At 72.6% G+C, this 13,961-nt stretch carries 14 protein-coding genes; 7 read left to right on the top strand and 7 right to left on the bottom strand.

The window, feature by feature from the left end:
* Positions 1-42: 42 nt before the first annotated feature.
* The 3 genes from BUE30_RS13060 to BUE30_RS13050 form a co-directional block, all read right to left on the bottom strand.
* The gene (locus tag BUE30_RS13060; protein WP_073331457.1) at positions 43-1,614 is read right to left on the bottom strand and encodes a heme biosynthesis protein HemY; all 1,572 of its coding nucleotides are present in this window, start codon (positions 1,612-1,614) and stop codon (positions 43-45) included.
* Positions 1,611-3,305, bottom strand: coding sequence for a COG4223 family protein (locus BUE30_RS13055; protein ID WP_073331455.1), 1,695 nt, complete (start codon positions 3,303-3,305; stop codon positions 1,611-1,613). The genes BUE30_RS13060 and BUE30_RS13055 overlap by 4 nt, the downstream gene beginning before the upstream one ends.
* 494 nt (positions 3,306-3,799) lie before the next feature.
* A complete protein-coding gene (locus BUE30_RS13050; protein ID WP_170865646.1) occupies positions 3,800-4,489 on the bottom strand; it encodes a uroporphyrinogen-III synthase in 690 nt (229 codons plus the stop codon).
* Positions 4,490-4,567: 78 nt separating this feature from the next.
* On the opposite strand from BUE30_RS13050, the gene tsaD reads away from it, so the two are divergent.
* The 4 genes from tsaD to BUE30_RS13030 are packed head-to-tail and all read left to right on the top strand — an operon-like array spanning position 4,568 to position 7,467.
* Positions 4,568-5,656 (top strand): tRNA (adenosine(37)-N6)-threonylcarbamoyltransferase complex transferase subunit TsaD, encoded by a 1,089-nt coding sequence (gene tsaD / locus BUE30_RS13045; RefSeq protein WP_073331443.1) that lies wholly within the window; start codon positions 4,568-4,570, stop codon positions 5,654-5,656.
* Positions 5,653-6,612 carry an NAD(P)H-dependent glycerol-3-phosphate dehydrogenase gene (locus tag BUE30_RS13040; protein WP_073331422.1) on the top strand — a complete coding sequence of 320 codons (960 nt, stop codon included), beginning with the start codon at positions 5,653-5,655 and terminating at the stop codon, positions 6,610-6,612. The genes tsaD and BUE30_RS13040 overlap by 4 nt, the downstream gene beginning before the upstream one ends.
* Positions 6,613-6,614: 2 nt before the next feature.
* Entirely contained in the window at positions 6,615-7,034 is a 420-nt protein-coding gene (locus tag BUE30_RS13035) for an EVE domain-containing protein (RefSeq protein WP_073331419.1), read from the top strand.
* A gap of 40 nt (positions 7,035-7,074) precedes the next feature.
* Positions 7,075-7,467 carry a DUF1761 domain-containing protein gene (locus BUE30_RS13030; protein WP_073331416.1) on the top strand — a complete coding sequence of 131 codons (393 nt, stop codon included), beginning with the start codon at positions 7,075-7,077 and terminating at the stop codon, positions 7,465-7,467.
* Positions 7,468-7,749: 282 nt separating this feature from the next.
* On the opposite strand, the gene BUE30_RS13025 is transcribed toward BUE30_RS13030, so the two are convergent.
* The 3 genes from BUE30_RS13025 to ahcY all read right to left on the bottom strand — a co-directional run bounded on the left by BUE30_RS13025 (position 7,750) and on the right by ahcY (position 10,516).
* A complete protein-coding gene (locus BUE30_RS13025; RefSeq protein WP_073331413.1) occupies positions 7,750-8,088 on the bottom strand; it encodes a DUF2853 family protein in 339 nt (112 codons plus the stop codon).
* Positions 8,089-8,237: 149 nt separating this feature from the next.
* Positions 8,238-8,978 (bottom strand): PRC-barrel domain-containing protein, encoded by a 741-nt coding sequence (locus BUE30_RS13020; protein ID WP_073331410.1) that lies wholly within the window; start codon positions 8,976-8,978, stop codon positions 8,238-8,240.
* Positions 8,979-9,127: 149 nt separating this feature from the next.
* Positions 9,128-10,516, bottom strand: a complete 1,389-nt coding sequence (gene ahcY / locus BUE30_RS13015; RefSeq protein WP_073331407.1) for an adenosylhomocysteinase — start codon at positions 10,514-10,516, stop codon at positions 9,128-9,130.
* Positions 10,517-10,664: 148 nt separating this feature from the next.
* On the opposite strand from ahcY, the gene BUE30_RS13010 reads away from it, so the two are divergent.
* From BUE30_RS13010 to BUE30_RS13000, 3 genes are all read left to right on the top strand, one after another.
* Positions 10,665-11,711: a glycosyltransferase family 8 protein gene (locus BUE30_RS13010; protein ID WP_073331405.1), complete on the top strand. Its 1,047-nt coding sequence runs from the start codon at positions 10,665-10,667 to the stop codon at positions 11,709-11,711.
* Between the two features lie 23 nt (positions 11,712-11,734).
* On the top strand, positions 11,735-12,298 hold the full coding sequence (locus BUE30_RS13005; RefSeq protein WP_073331402.1) for an HD domain-containing protein: 564 nt from the start codon (positions 11,735-11,737) through the stop codon (positions 12,296-12,298).
* Between the two features lie 115 nt (positions 12,299-12,413).
* On the top strand, positions 12,414-12,992 hold the full coding sequence (locus BUE30_RS13000; protein WP_073331399.1) for a fasciclin domain-containing protein: 579 nt from the start codon (positions 12,414-12,416) through the stop codon (positions 12,990-12,992).
* Positions 12,993-13,332: 340 nt separating this feature from the next.
* On the opposite strand, the gene BUE30_RS12995 is transcribed toward BUE30_RS13000, so the two are convergent.
* Positions 13,333-13,914, bottom strand: a complete 582-nt coding sequence (locus BUE30_RS12995) for an ActR/PrrA/RegA family redox response regulator transcription factor (RefSeq protein WP_073331396.1) — start codon at positions 13,912-13,914, stop codon at positions 13,333-13,335.
* Between the last annotated feature and the right edge of the window lie 47 nt (positions 13,915-13,961).

Here is a 13,961-nt window from a genome sequence, read left to right as displayed (position 1 = left end):
CCGGGCGGCGTCCTAGCACCGGACCCGGCGGGGGGAAAGGGGCTATTTGCGCCCCTCTCCGCTCTCTGCCGGGGGCACCTCCGCCCCCTCCGGACCGACGGTCGAGGCCGCGCGCGGATCCGCCTCGCCCGAGAGGGAATCGAGGGTGTCGGGGCTGTCCGCCGTGACCGGGCCGGCTCCCGTGGGGGCCGCCGTGGCCCCGGTCCCGGCCGGGACGAGGGCCCCGCCCTCCGGTTTCGGGCCGACGACGAGCGGCAGCATCTCGGTCGAGGCGGGCATCGCCACCTCTTCCTGCGCGTGGGGGCGGCGCCAGGACAGCGTGTCGAAGCCGTGGCAATTGGTGCAGACCGGCTTCCAGTTCGCATGGACGGTCTGGCAATTGTCGCAGACCCATTGCGGGCCGCGCGGGGCTGTCAGCGCCCGGGTGAGCCAGCCCCGCACGACTGCCTCGTCCGCGCCCATGCCGCGCTCGATCGCGGCCATGAGCGTCAGCGAGCGCGCCGTGGGATCGGTCGTCGTCAGATCGCCCAGCGCGCGGCGCGCGGCGGGGAAATCCTCGTCCGCGATCTCCAGCTCGGTCCGCAGCATCCGGGTTTCTGGATTGTCCGGGTGCAGGCGCGTCAGCGCGCCGAACCGCTCCTTCCGGGCCTTGGGGCTCTCGTCCGGCTCGATCTCGGCGAAGGCCTGCGCGATGTCGGGATGCGGCTGCACGTCCCACGCCTTCTTCAGGATGCGGGTCGCGTAGCGCTTGTTGCCCTTCTCGATGTAGCCGCGTGCGGCCATGACGGCGGCGGGGATCAGGTCGGGCGACATCCGGTTCGCCTCGATCGCCTCTTCCCGCGCCTCGATCGTCGCGCCGTCCTCGAACACCTTCTTCGCTTCGGACAGGGCGAGGATCGCGTCCCGCCGCTTGTAGACGTCCTTCGGCAGCGTGCCCGATTTCAGCTTGGCGCCCAGCGTATTGCGCGCGCCGGCCCAGTCGCTGCTCTCGGCCTGCAGGCGCAGCAGGACGTCCTGCGTCTCGGCATGCTTCGGCTTCAGCTCGAACGCCTTCTCGGCCAGCTTCAGCGCCGTGACCTGGTCGTTGTCGGCCAGCTTGTGCGCGAGGATGCCCCGGATCCCGACGAAGCGGCCGGTATCGCTGGCGATCAGCCGCTTGTAGGCCTCTTCCGCCGTCCTGCGGTCGCCCGCCTGGTCCGCGGCCTGCGCGGTCAGAAGGGCGGTCACGTCCGGCCGGTTCAGGTAGCGCTCGGCCTTCTGCGCCTTCGCCATGGCGACGGACCCCTCGCCGGCGGCGAGGGCCATCATTCCCTCGGAGAGGGCGTCGAAACCCTTGCGCTCGCGGTTGCGGGTGAAGTGCCGGGACAGCGCCGTCTCGTCGCCGTTGATGAAGCGCAGCAGCGCTATGAGGAAGCGCAGCACCTGCAGCGCCACCCAGACGAGCACGACGAGCACGATGAACGCGATCACCATCTCGAGCGGGCCGAGCGTCGCCTCGTAACCGGCGACCCGGATCTCCATCCCCCCGTCGAGGCCCATCACCCAGACCGCCCCCCAGGTGGCGGCGATGACGATGGCGACGAAGAGGAGGAGCTTGAGCAGGGACCAGATCATTGCGGGGCGCTTTCTTCTTCGGTCGTCGTGGCGTCGGTCGCGTCGGTGTCTGCGGGGGCCTGCTCTTCGGAAGCCTCTTGCGCCGCGGGGGCGGGATCCGCCCCGTCCGGGACCGACGCGGCCGCGCCCTCCTCGGCCATGGCCTCGGGCGTCGCCTCGACCAGCGGGGCGACCTCTTCCGAAGCGGCCTCGTCGGGATCGGCCTCTGCGGCGGCGGTCTCGTCCGTTCCGCCCGCCGGGGCCGCGTCCTCCGCAGCGGGAGCGGCCTCGTCGCCGGTGGCGGGGTCAGCTGCCGTATCCTCGGCCGGATCCGCTGCGGCCGGAGTGGCGGCCCTATCCGGTGCGGCGTCGCCCTCCGGCCCGGCCCCGCCAGTTTCGGCGGTCGTGCCCTCGCCGGTCAGGCCGTCCAGCGCCGCGACGGCCTCCGCCCGGGCCCGCGCGCGGTCCAGCCAGCCGGCCATCGCCTGCTGCGCGACATCGGGCAGGGCCGACAGCTCGTCCAGCGCGGCGGGCAGGTCGGCCTCATCCAGCGCGGCCCCGGCGCGCGAGAGGATCGCGTCGACGGACCCGCCCTCCTGCGCGTCGGTCGAGCGGACTTGGAAGGTCGAGCGGAGGAACGCGGCGAACCGGTTGCCCTCCTGCCCGTCCACACCGGCGGACCGCGCGGCGGCGAGCGCCCCGCGCGCCGCGTCGGGATAGCTCTCGCGCAGGGATTCGAGCGTCGCGATCCCGCTCTCCGACGGTCCGGCCAGCGCCTCCGGCGGCTCGGTGCCGGAGAGGTCCGCATATTCGGCGAGGGGTTCGTCGTAGGGCGCGCCGGTCTCCAGCGCGGCGCCCAACCGGGCAAGCGCGGCAGTGGCGGCGGCGGCGCGGGCCTCCGCCTCGGCGCGGCGGGCTGCCTCGGCCTGCGCCTCGCGCTCGTCGATCATGTCCTGCGCCTGCGCGGTCAGTTCCTCGACCGTCGCGGCCTGGCCCTCCACCTCGCTGCGCAGCGCCTCGAGCTCGTCCCGCCAGGCAGCGATCGCGCTCTCGGCCAGCGTGCCGTCGGCATTGGGCGCGCGCTCCAGCGTGCCGGTGCGCTCGTCGAGACCGGCCAGGGCCGACTCGAGCGACGACAGCCGGTCGTCGAGGGAGGCGACCTGGTCGACGAGGCCGGCGATCCCGCCGCCCATCTCGTCGAGCTGGGCCTGCATCGTCTCGCCCGGCGCACCATCGTCCGGCGCCTCGGGGAAGGCGGCGACCTGCGATTCGAGGCTGGCGATCCGCTCGTCCAGCGCGCTGGAATCGAAGGGCTGCGCGGTGGGCAGCAACAGCCAGACGAGGATCCCCCCGATCAGCGCGGCGAGGACGCCGCCCGCGATCAGTCCGCCCGCCCCCCCGCCGGGGGTCGCGGCCGGCGGCCGCCCGCCCGAGGGCGGGACCGAGGAGCCGTTGCCGGAGGAGGGCGTCGAGGAGCCGCCGGCAGAGGTCGGGGCGGACGTGGCGCCGTCCCGCGGACCTGAATCCGCCCCGGCCCCGGAAGTGCCGGTCGCGGCGGAAGAATGTGTCGGGGCCGCCGAGCGCGCGGCATAGCCGGTGGCGGCGGAGGCGCCGGGACGCAGACCGGGCGACGCTGTCGTACCGCTTTCCGGCATGGCCTCCGGCGTTGCGGCGGTCTCGCTCGCCCCGTCGGCGCCGGGATGGGCGACCATCTCCTTCGACGGGTCCGCAGCACCCTCGGCATCGTCGGCCGGGGCCGGGGTGTCGACCTCGCTCGCGCCGGGCCGTCGATCCGAGGGCGCGGACCTGTCGGACGGTCCGGAACCGTCCGCATCCGCTTGCCGCCCGCCTGCTTCGGCCGGGCTCTCGTCTACTCCGGAAAGCGACGTGCGGGCGGGCGTCGCCGCACCCGGCGGTCCCGCCGCATCGTCGCTCGCGGGACTCGAGGCTTCGGTCCCGGACGGCCCGGCCTCCGGGGCGCCGGACGCGGCGGCGGTGCCGGACTCGCCGTCCGACCCGGCGGCGGACGGCGTGTCCATCGCAGCGCCCTCGTCCGTTCCGGCCCCGGTCTCGCCCGCGCTGCGGCGGGTCCGGGGCGGTTTCGGTCCGGGGCTCTTGCTGCTCGTCCGTCGCGCCAAAGCTCGTTCCTTTCCCTGCCGACCTACGCGGGGTCCGTTCTCGAACCTAGAGCGGCCGTCCCCCGCCCTCAAGGCAGGACGAGCGCACGCAGTTCCCGCAGGATGAAGGCCCCCGCCGGTTCGGAGGCCACGACCAGCCGCTCGGGGGCCATCGCGGCCGCCACTGAGGCGACCGCCGGGCTGAGCGCGGCGACGAGCAACGGCGCGCGGATCGGCAGCGCGGCGAGCCGGCGCGCCGAGGCGGGGGAATAGAGCGGGACCGCGACCGGCGCCCCGCCCGCAAGCAGCGACAGCGCGGCATCGGTCGGGACGGCGTCCTCCTGCCGGTAGGCGATGACCTCCTCGCAGGGCAGGCCGGCGGCGCGCAGCGTCCCGGCGATGTCGCCCGCGCCTTCGGCGCCGCGCAGGTGCAGGACCGGGCCCGGCGGCGGATCCGCGATCAGCGCCCGCGCCAGCCCGGCCGCGTCGGGGCCGCGCATCCGCGCCGCGAAGCCGGCCTGCCGGGCAGCCTCTGCGGTCCTCTCGCCGACCGCCACGACCGGGATCCGGGGGTCGAGGCCGAGCCGCCCCAGCGCCGCCGCCCCGTTGGCGGAGGTGACGACGATCGTCCCCCAGCCCCCGCCGACCCGGGGCGAAAGCGGCACGATCCGCGTCAGCGGCGAGACGTGGACGGGCCAGTCCGACCCGAGCATCGCCCGCAGCTCCGCCTCCGTGCGGCGGCTTGCCGGGGCGGGACGCGTGAGAAGGACGGGGATCATCGAGGCGGGCGGGGCCATTGTTCGGGTGCGGCGGCGATGTTACCTGCCCCACCGACCCGAGCAACCGTTACCGGTGCCATGACCCTCACCCTTCTCGGCCTCGAATCGAGCTGCGACGACACCGCCGCCGCCCTCGTCCGCCGCGACGCCGCGGGCGCCGGGACGGTGCTGTCGAGCGTGGTGCAGGGTCAGGCGAGCCTGCACGCGGCCTTCGGCGGCGTGGTCCCCGAGATTGCCGCCCGAGCCCATGCCGAGCGGCTGGATCATTGCGTCGAGCAGGCGCTGGACGAGGCCGGGTTGCGGCTGGCCGGGGTGGACGGGATCGCCGTGACCTCCGGCCCCGGGCTGATCGGCGGCGTCCTCTCCGGCGTGATGTGTGCGCGGGGCCTCGCCGCCGCGACGGGTCTGCCGCTGATCGGGGTGAACCACCTCGCCGGACACGCGCTGACGCCCCGTCTGACCGACGCGCTCGCCTTTCCCTACATGATGCTGCTGGTCTCGGGCGGGCATTGCCAGATCCTGATCGTCCACGGGCCCGAGAGGTTCGAGCGGCTGGGCGGGACGATCGACGACGCCCCGGGCGAGGCCTTCGACAAGGCGGCGCGGCTGCTCGGTCTCGGCCAGCCGGGCGGCCCCGCGATCGAGGCGGCGGCGCGGTCGGGCGATCCGGGCCGGTATCCGCTGCCGCGCCCCCTGCTAGACCGGCCGGGCTGCGACATGAGCTTCTCGGGGCTGAAGACCGCCATCCTGCGCGCCCGCGACCGCATCGTGGCGGCGGAGGGCGGCCTGCCCCGGCAGGCGCAGGCGGACCTCGCCGCCTCGTTCCAGGCGGCTGTGCGCGACGTGCTCGTCGAGAAGACGCGCCGCGCGATGGACGTCTATCTCGACCTGCGGCCCGCCGCGCCCGCCCTCGCCGTGGCGGGCGGGGTCGCCGCGAACGGGGCGATCCGGGAGGGTCTGCGCGCGCTCTGCGACGAGACGGTCCGCTTCGCCGCGCCGCCGCTCGCGCTGTGCACCGACAACGCGGCGATGATCGCCTTTGCCGGCGCCGAGCGGATGGCGGCCGGCGCGCCGGCCGGCACCGACCTGACCGCGCGGCCGCGCTGGCCGCTGGATGCGGGGGCCGCGCGGATGCTCGGCTCGGGCAAGCGGGGGGCGAAGGCATGAGGATCTGCGTGGCGGGCGGCGGCGCCTTCGGCACCGCGCTGGCAGTGGCCCTGTCGGGCGAGGGGCCGGTCGACCTCTATGTGCGGGATCCGGACGCGGTGCGCCGGATGCGCGAGGGGCGGGACAGCCCCCGCCTGCCTGGGGTGAGCCTGCCCGCGACGGTCGTCCCGGACTCCGACCCCGACTGCCTGCGCCGGGCCGGGATCGTGCTGCTGGCCATCCCCGCGCAGAAACTGCGCGGCTTTCTCGCCGAGCACCGGGACCGCCTCGCCGGCAAGCCGCTCGTCGCCTGCGCCAAGGGCATCGACCTCGCGACCCTCAGGGGTCCGACCGCGACCATCGCCGAGGGCGTGCCGGACGCGGTGCCCGCCATCCTGTCGGGGCCCAGCTTCGCCGCCGACATCGCGCGCGGCCTGCCCACGGCGCTGGTCCTGGCCTGCGCGGACGAGCGGGCGGGCGCCGCCCTGCAGGCGGCGCTGTCGCGCGGGGCGCTGCGGCTCTACCGCTCCACCGACGTGGCGGGGGTGGAGCTGGGCGGCGCGCTCAAGAACGTCATCGCCATCGCCTGCGGGGCGGCCATCGGCGGCGGCCTCGGCGAGAGCGCGCGCGCCGCGCTGATGACGCGCGGCTTCGCCGAGATGTCGCGCCTCGCCCGCGCGCTCGGCGCCCGGACAGAGACGCTGTCGGGCCTGTCCGGCCTCGGCGACCTTGCCCTGACCTGCGGATCCGACCTGTCGCGGAACTTCCGCCACGGGCAGGCGATCGGCCGGGGCGACGACGCCGGAACCGCCGAGACGGTCGAGGGCGCGTCCACGGCCCGCCCCGCGCTGGAGCTCGCCGTCGCGCATGGCATCGACATGCCGGTCACGCAGGTCGTCGCGGACCTCGTCGCCGGGGAGATCGACCTCACCGGCGCGCTGCACCGTCTGCTCGACCGGCCGCTGAAGGAGGAATGAGAATGCGATACTGGCTCTTCAAGTCCGAGCCCGAAGTCTGGTCCTGGGACGACCAGGTCGCCCGGGGCGAGGCCGGGCAGGAATGGGACGGGGTGCGCAACTACCAGGCGCGCAACTTCATGCGCGAGATGGCGGTAGGCGACCGGGGCTTCTTCTACCACAGCCAGAAGACGCGCGAGATCGTCGGCCTCGTCGAGGTGATCGCGCCGGCGCATCCCGACAGCACGACCGATGACGACAGGTGGGAGTGCGTGGATCTGCGCGCGCTCCGCCCGATGGGCCGCCCGGTGACGCTGGACGAGATCAAGACCGTGCCCGACCTGTCGGAGATGGTCCTCGTCAACAATTCGCGGCTCTCCGTCCAGCCCGTCACCGAGGCGGAATGGACGACGATCCTGCGAATGGGCGGGACAGGGGAGTGACGCCGCGCTAGGCTGCCGATGTAGCAGGGCGGAGGCGAAGATGGTCGCGATCCTGGTGGCGGCGCTGGCCGCCTGGCTGTTCGGCGCGGCGTGGTACATGGCCTTGTCCGGGCCGTGGAAGCGCGTGTCCGGCGTCCCCTGCGACGAGAACGGCAATCGGCGATCCGGGATGGGCGCGCTGCCCTTCGTCCTGTCGGGGGTGGCGATGGTCGTCGTCGCGGCGATGATGCGGCACACCTTCGCCGCCAGCGGCCTCGACACGCTGGGCGCCGGGATCGTCGGCGGCGGGGGAATCGGGCTGTTCTTCGTCTGCCCGTGGATCCTGATCAACAACGCCTATCCGGGCCGGCCCGTCCTGCTGACCCTCATCGACGGGGGCTACGCCCTGTTCGGCTGCGCGATCATCGGCGCGGTGCTGGTGCTGCTGCCGTGACCCCGGCGGCCTGAGGGCGGCGCGATCCGTTTTCTGCGGCAGAACCGGGGGCCGTTCGGCGCCGGTCCATCGTCCGGTCGGCCGATGATCGACCAACGGGGAGGGATCGGCGCGGCATGGCGGCGACCCCTCCCCACTCTCACCCGCGCACTCCCGCGCTGGGATAGGTTGACTGAAGGTCGGGGCCATCCTGGCCGCCCGTACGAGGGTCGATAGCACGGCCCGGACGCGACGCCGACGGAATTGTCACAAGGATTCGAGACGAACTCGCCGGAATCGCCCTCAATAGGCCGATTCCTTCCCGAAATGCTTCACGAGCAGGTAGTAGACGACGGCCCGATACTTGTTGCGGTTGTCCCGGCCATAGGTGGTGATCGCCTTCTGGATCCCGCCCATCAGTTCGGGCCCTTCGGGCAGGCCGAGCTTGTTCTTGAGGAAGCCGTCCTCGATGCGCTTCAGTTCCTCGGTATCGCTGCCCGCAACGGTGCTGGCATCGTCGTTGTAGATCGACGGGCCGCAGCCGATGGTCACCTTCCGCAGCAAATCCATGTCCGGCTCCATCCCGCATTTGTCGCGGATGTCGGCCGCGTATCTCTCGATCAGGTCGTCGCGCTTGCCCATCTGCCTGTCCCCCGGTCTGGCTGGTCCGATGACGCAAGGGTAATGGCCTCGGGCCGGTCGATTCAACCCGCCGGGCGCAGATCCCGCACGGGGAGAGGGCCCGGCCCCCGTCGGGGGGCCGGGCCGCTCTCCCGGTATGCGGGCCGGGATCAGTTGCTCTCGGTCTCTTCCACCTCGGCGGGTGCCTCGTCCATCGCGGCATCGTCCGGGGCAGCCTCGCCGGTGGCCGCATCGTCGGCCGCGGGCTCCATCGGCTCGGCCTCGACCTCGGCGGCCCCGTCATCGGCCGCCGCGCCGTCCATCGCGCCGTCCCCGGTCGCCATGTCGCCGGCCTCGTCGCTGGCCGTCCCTTCCGTCGCGGTGTCCTCCGTCATCGCGCCGGATCCGTCGCCCGACTGCGCCATCAGGTCGCCGACCACGAGCTCGTCCTCGAGGCTCTCGATCCCGCTCTCGTCGAATTCCGGCTGCGCCTCCAGAGCCTCGCGGGTGGTCCCGAGCGTGAAGGCGGTGAAGTCCTCGTTCAGCTGGAACTCGTCCAGCGGCAGGGCGACGGTGTATTCCCCGAGGCCGAGGAAGCCGCCGATCCCGATCACCGCGGCAAGGCCGTCGGCCGTCTGGATGACGTAGTCGACATCGCCGATGTTCTCGCCATCGGGGCTTTCGACCGACATTCCGAGCACGTCGCCGACAGTCATCTCGTCGAGACTCGTGAAGGCCGGGGCCGTCGGCTCGGCTGCGGTGCCGTCGATCGGATCGGTCGCGGGATCCATGGCCGGCGCGGTCTGGTCCATCGTCGGATCGGCGACCGGGGCGGTGGCATCCTGGGCGAGGACAGGCGCGCTGGTCAGGGCGACGATCGCGGCGCTGGCGAACAGGGAGGTGATACGCATGGGTCTTCTCCTTCCGTTTGCGCCGCGTCGGCGGCGCGATGGAAGGGAAAGCCGGACCCCCGGCCCCCGGTTGCAGGCCCCCCGCGCAGCGGCGGGGACCGGCCCAAACGGGCCGATCCCCCTGTGCCGGTTCCCGCCGGGCCGCTGCGTCAGTAGCGGTAATGCTCGGGCTTGAACGGTCCCTCGGGCGTCACACCGATATAGGCCGCCTGCTCGGGCTTCAGCTCGGTCAGCTTGACCCCGATCCGGGCGAGATGCAGCCGCGCGACCTTCTCGTCGAGATGCTTGGGCAGGATGTAGACCCGGTTCTCGTACTGCCCGCCATTCTTCCACAGCTCGATCTGCGCGAGCACCTGGTTGGTGAAGGACGCGCTCATCACGAAGGACGGGTGGCCCGTGGCGTTGCCGAGGTTCAAGAGGCGCCCCTCGGACAGCAGGATGATCCGATGCCCGGACGGCATCTCGATCATGTCAACCTGTTCCTTGATGTTCGTCCACTTGTGGTTGCGCAGGGAGGCGACCTGGATCTCGTTGTCGAAGTGGCCGATATTGCCGACGATCGCCATGTCCTTCATCTCGCGCATGTGCTCGATGCGGATGACGTCCCTGTTGCCGGTCGTCGTGACGAAGATGTCCGCCGAGGACACCACGTCCTCCAGCACGACCACCTCGAACCCGTCCATCGCCGCCTGCAGCGCACAGATCGGGTCGACTTCGGTGACCTTGACCCGCGCGCCCGCGCCACGCAGCGATGCGGCCGAGCCCTTGCCGACATCGCCGTAGCCGCAGACCACGGCGACCTTGCCGGCCATCATCGTGTCGGTGGCGCGGCGGATGCCGTCGACGAGGCTTTCCTTGCAGCCGTACTTGTTGTCGAACTTCGACTTGGTGACGCTGTCGTTGACGTTGATCGCGGGGAAGGGCAGCCGCCCCTCCTTCTGCAGCTGGTAGAGACGGTGGACGCCGGTCGTCGTCTCCTCGCTGACGCCCCTGATCGCGTCGCGGGTCCTGGCGAACCAGCCGGGGCTTTCCTTCATCCGCTTCTGGATCTGCGCCTTGATGACTTCCTCTTCCTCGGATTCCGGCACCGACAGGACGTCCTCGCCCGCCTCCATCCGCGCGCCGAGCAGCACGTAGAGCGTGGCGTCCCCGCCATCGTCGAGGATCATGTTCGCGCCGTCTGCGAACTGGAACGAGCGGTCGAGATAGTCCCAGTGCTCGGTCAGGGTCTGGCCCTTCACTGCGAAGACCGGCACGCCGGCCTCGGCGATGGCGGCGGCGGCGTGATCCTGGGTCGAGAAGATGTTGCACGAGGCCCAGCGCACGTCGGCGCCGAGGGCGACCAGCGTCTCGATCAGCACGGCGGTCTGGATCGTCATGTGCAGCGAGCCGACGATGCGCGCGCCGGAAAGCGGCTTCTCGGTGCCGTATTCCTCGCGCAGGGCCATCAGGCCCGGCATCTCGGTCTCGGCGATGTCGAGCTCCTTGCGGCCATAGGCGGCGAGGGCGATGTCCTTCACGATGTAGTCCTGGGCCACGGGCCGGTCCCCTTCTCTGTGTCTCTGTCTCGACTGGTCGGTCCCGCCTTTACCCGCGGAACCCGCGCCGGGCAATTGCCCCCGGGGTTTCCCCCCGGCGGCCCGCCGTTTACCACCGGGCCCACCGATGCGAGAGGACAGGCGCGAGATGAGCGGCACGACCTGGCAGAGCGGCCCGGCCCGGCAGCCGGATTGCGCGATCCTCACCTGCGATTCCGGGCACCTGCCACAGGCGGTCGTGGTGGCGCGGCGGATCGCGGCGGTCGAGCCGGAGGGCCGTTTCGACATCGTCATCGCCACGCCCGACACCGACTCGATCCCGCGGGCGGCGCTGGACGGACGGATCCGGTTCACCGGGCTCGACGTCTCGGCCATCCCGCAGATCCGGCACCCGATCTCCCGGATCGGGCTCGGCACGTTCTACCGGCACCTGCTGCCCCGGGCTTTCGTCGGCGAGTACCGGGCGATGTTCTACCTCGACACCGACACCTGGTTGCGCCGGCCCGGCCTCCAGGGGCTGTTCGACCGGATGCCGGACGACCTCGCCATCGCGGCGGCGCCGGATTTCGAGTACCAGCCCACCCTCGAGGAGGCCGCTCAGGTCGTCGATCCGTCGTCGCGGGCCCGGCAGGCCGCCTTGTCCGGCCCGAACGGAGAGGTCTGGCAGAGCGGCGCCCTGCTGATCGGCGTGCAGCCCTATCTCGACAGCGAGGCCGACCGCCGCGTCCTGTCCTGGGCTGGGGCCAACGAGGCTGTCCTGCACGCGCACCGGATCGGCGAGCAGGGCGTCCTCAACAAGGTCTGCGGCGGCGAGATCCGGATGCTCGACCCCCGCTGGAACTGGCAGAAACGCCGCTTCCTGCGCGAGGAGATGGTCGCGCGGTTCGACCCCTGGCTGCTGCATTTCTGCGGCCGCGACAAACCCTGGCTGATCGGCGACGATCCCTATGTCGCGACGTTCAACGCCGCGTGGTGGGAGGGGCTGCGGGCCCTCGATCCCGGTTTCGCGCCGCACGCGCGGCCCGGATCGCTGGCGGCGCTGACCCGCACGCCGCGCTTCGGCCTGCCGCCGCTCGACGCACTGCATCGCTGGCGCAAGTCCCGCCGCGAGGCCCGGCGCGAGGAAGCGGCCCGCCCCGGCCCCGCCGCGGCCGTGGCGATGCAGGCGCTGATCGACCGGGCGGAGGTCGCGTGAAGCAGCCCCGTGCCTGGCAGAGGATGCTCTCGGGGCGCCGGCTCGACCTGCTCGATCCCACGCCCGTCGACATAGAGATCGAGGACATCGCCCACGGCCTGGCGTTCGTCGCGCGATGGAACGGGCAGACGGCGGGCGACTGGCCCTATTCGGTGGCCGAGCACTCGCTGCTGGTGGAACGCATCTTCGGCCTGACGGACCCGGCCGCGCCGCCGAGATGGCGGCTCGCCGCGCTGCTGCATGACGGGCCGGAATACGTGATCGGCGACATGATCTCGCCGGTGAAGTCGGCGGTCGGTCCCGGCTACAAGGCGATGGACGAACGGCTCTCCGCCGCGATCCACATCCGCTTCGGCCTGCCCGCCGCCCTGCCGCCGAAGGTCAAGCGCGCGATCAAGCGGGCGGACACCGTCTCGGCCTGGCTGGAGGCGACCCGCCTCGCCGGGTTCGCAGTGGCCGAGGCGGACCGGCTCTTCGGTCGCCAGAACCCGGACGTGATCGCGGCTTGCGACCTGGCCCTGCGCCCCCCGCGCGAGGTGCGCGAGGCCTTCGTCGCCCGCCATGCCGAGCTTCTCGCCGCCCTCTGACCGGAGGGCGGGCGCCGGACCCGCAAAAAAAAATCTGCAACTCTTCCGCGCCGCACTTCGTAGCTCTCGTCAGACCGGCCGGAGACACCGCCGGCCGCCAACAAGGGAGAGACCCATGCTCAAGACGCTGACCCTCACCGCCGCCGTCGCCCTCGGCACCGGCACCGCTGCCTTCGCGCAGAACGATTCCATGATGATGGAGAACCCGACCGTGGGCGGGGCCGAGATGATGGCCGACCAGCCGATCGCGGTGAACGCGGGCAACGCCCCGAACCTCACGACGCTCGTCGCCGCCGTCGGCGCCGCCGGCCTGGGCGAGACGCTGATGGGCGAAGGCCCGTTCACCGTCTTCGCGCCCACGAACGACGCCTTCGCCGCGATCAGCGAGGACTCCCTCAACACCCTGCTGATGCCCGAGAACCAGGCCCAGCTCGAGCAGATCCTCCTCTGCCACGTCGTCGGTGCGAGCGTCATGTCCGACGCGATCGCCGGCATGATCGCCGACGACAACGGCAACCATCCGGTCGAGACCGTCGGCGGCTGCACCCTGCAGGCGCAGATGAACGGCGACATGATCACCCTCACGGACGAGAACGGCCGCGTCGCGACCGTGACCACCGCCGACGTGCGCCAGTCCAACGGCGTGGTTCACGTGATCGACACGGTCCTGCTGCCCGCCGGCCAGGCCGGCTGAACCGGCCGCCCGACAGGAGACGAAGCGGGCCGCCCCCCGGGGCGGCCCGTCTGCGTTCCGGGCCGGGTCATCCGGACCTGCCCCGGCCGTCCTGCCCAAACCGAAGGTGGCGGGGCGCCTGGCGGGGGCCGGATCCGCCGGCCGCCGGTCCGTCCACGAACGTCGCCCGACACCCCTCCATCCTGCTGACGAGGCGGCGTCGCCCCGTAGGGTGGGTCGCACCCACCCACCGCCGCCCGCCCCGAAACATCCCGAATCACGCGACAGGCCCCGTAGGGTGGGTTGCACCCACCACCTCGCAGGGGTGGGTCGCACCACCCTGACCACCCTGGGCCCCCGTTCAGCGCGGCGAGCGCTTCGCCAGGATCCGCTGCAGGGTCCGTCTATGCATCCCGAGCCGGCGGGCCGTCTCGCTCACGTTGCGGTCGCACATCTCGTAGACCCGCTGGATATGCTCCCACCGGACGCGGTCGGCGCTCATCGGGTTCTCGGGCGGGGGGGGCAGCTCGCCCTCGCGGGCGAGGAGGGCGCGCATCACCTCCTCGGCGTCGGCCGGCTTGGCGAGGTAGTCGGTCGCGCCGATCTTGACCGCCGCGACGGCGGTCGCGATGGCGCCGTAGCCCGTCAGCACGACGACGCGGCCGTCCGGCCGCGACTGGCGCAGCGCCTCGACCACGTCGAGCCCGTTGCCGTCCTCGAGCCGCAGGTCCACGACCGCGTAGGCCGGCGGGCGCCGCATCGCCAGATCGCGCCCCTCGGCCACCGATCCCGCCAACGCCACGTCGAAGCCGCGCTTCTCCATCGCGCGGCCGAGCCGGCGCAGGAACGCCTCGTCGTCGTCGACGATCAGCAGGGTCGGATCGGGGCCCAGGTCGGGGCCGGGATCGGCAGAGGCGGATGCGGGGTCCGGGGCATCGGTCATGGCCCTTAGCTAGGCGGAGGGCGGCGGGCCGCAAGAGCGGCGAGAGG

This window comes from Wenxinia saemankumensis, assembly GCF_900141735.1.
In the GTDB taxonomy this organism is placed as follows: domain Bacteria; phylum Pseudomonadota; class Alphaproteobacteria; order Rhodobacterales; family Rhodobacteraceae; genus Wenxinia; species Wenxinia saemankumensis.
The sequence above is the reverse complement of the archived record's forward strand: the minus strand, read 5'-3'. Positions and strand labels throughout refer to the sequence as shown.

Bases quoted from the DNA above. Each gene is read 5' to 3' on its own strand.
- BUE30_RS13060 (WP_073331457.1), bottom strand. From the start codon at position 1,614: ATGATCTGGTCCCTGCTCAAGCTCCTCCTCTTCGTCGCCATCGTCATC.
- BUE30_RS13055 (WP_073331455.1), bottom strand. From the start codon at position 3,305: ATGGTCGCCCATCCCGGCGCCGACGGGGCGAGCGAGACCGCCGCAACG.
- BUE30_RS13050 (WP_170865646.1), bottom strand. From the start codon at position 4,489: ATGATCCCCGTCCTTCTCACGCGTCCCGCCCCGGCAAGCCGCCGCACG.
- tsaD (WP_073331443.1), top strand. From the start codon at position 4,568: ATGACCCTCACCCTTCTCGGCCTCGAATCGAGCTGCGACGACACCGCC.
- BUE30_RS13040 (WP_073331422.1), top strand. From the start codon at position 5,653: ATGAGGATCTGCGTGGCGGGCGGCGGCGCCTTCGGCACCGCGCTGGCA.
- BUE30_RS13035 (WP_073331419.1), top strand. From the start codon at position 6,615: ATGCGATACTGGCTCTTCAAGTCCGAGCCCGAAGTCTGGTCCTGGGAC.
- BUE30_RS13030 (WP_073331416.1), top strand. From the start codon at position 7,075: ATGGTCGCGATCCTGGTGGCGGCGCTGGCCGCCTGGCTGTTCGGCGCG.
- BUE30_RS13025 (WP_073331413.1), bottom strand. From the start codon at position 8,088: ATGGGCAAGCGCGACGACCTGATCGAGAGATACGCGGCCGACATCCGC.
- BUE30_RS13020 (WP_073331410.1), bottom strand. From the start codon at position 8,978: ATGCGTATCACCTCCCTGTTCGCCAGCGCCGCGATCGTCGCCCTGACC.
- BUE30_RS13010 (WP_073331405.1), top strand. From the start codon at position 10,665: ATGAGCGGCACGACCTGGCAGAGCGGCCCGGCCCGGCAGCCGGATTGC.
- BUE30_RS13005 (WP_073331402.1), top strand. From the start codon at position 11,735: ATGCTCTCGGGGCGCCGGCTCGACCTGCTCGATCCCACGCCCGTCGAC.
- BUE30_RS13000 (WP_073331399.1), top strand. From the start codon at position 12,414: ATGCTCAAGACGCTGACCCTCACCGCCGCCGTCGCCCTCGGCACCGGC.
- BUE30_RS12995 (WP_073331396.1), bottom strand. From the start codon at position 13,914: ATGACCGATGCCCCGGACCCCGCATCCGCCTCTGCCGATCCCGGCCCC.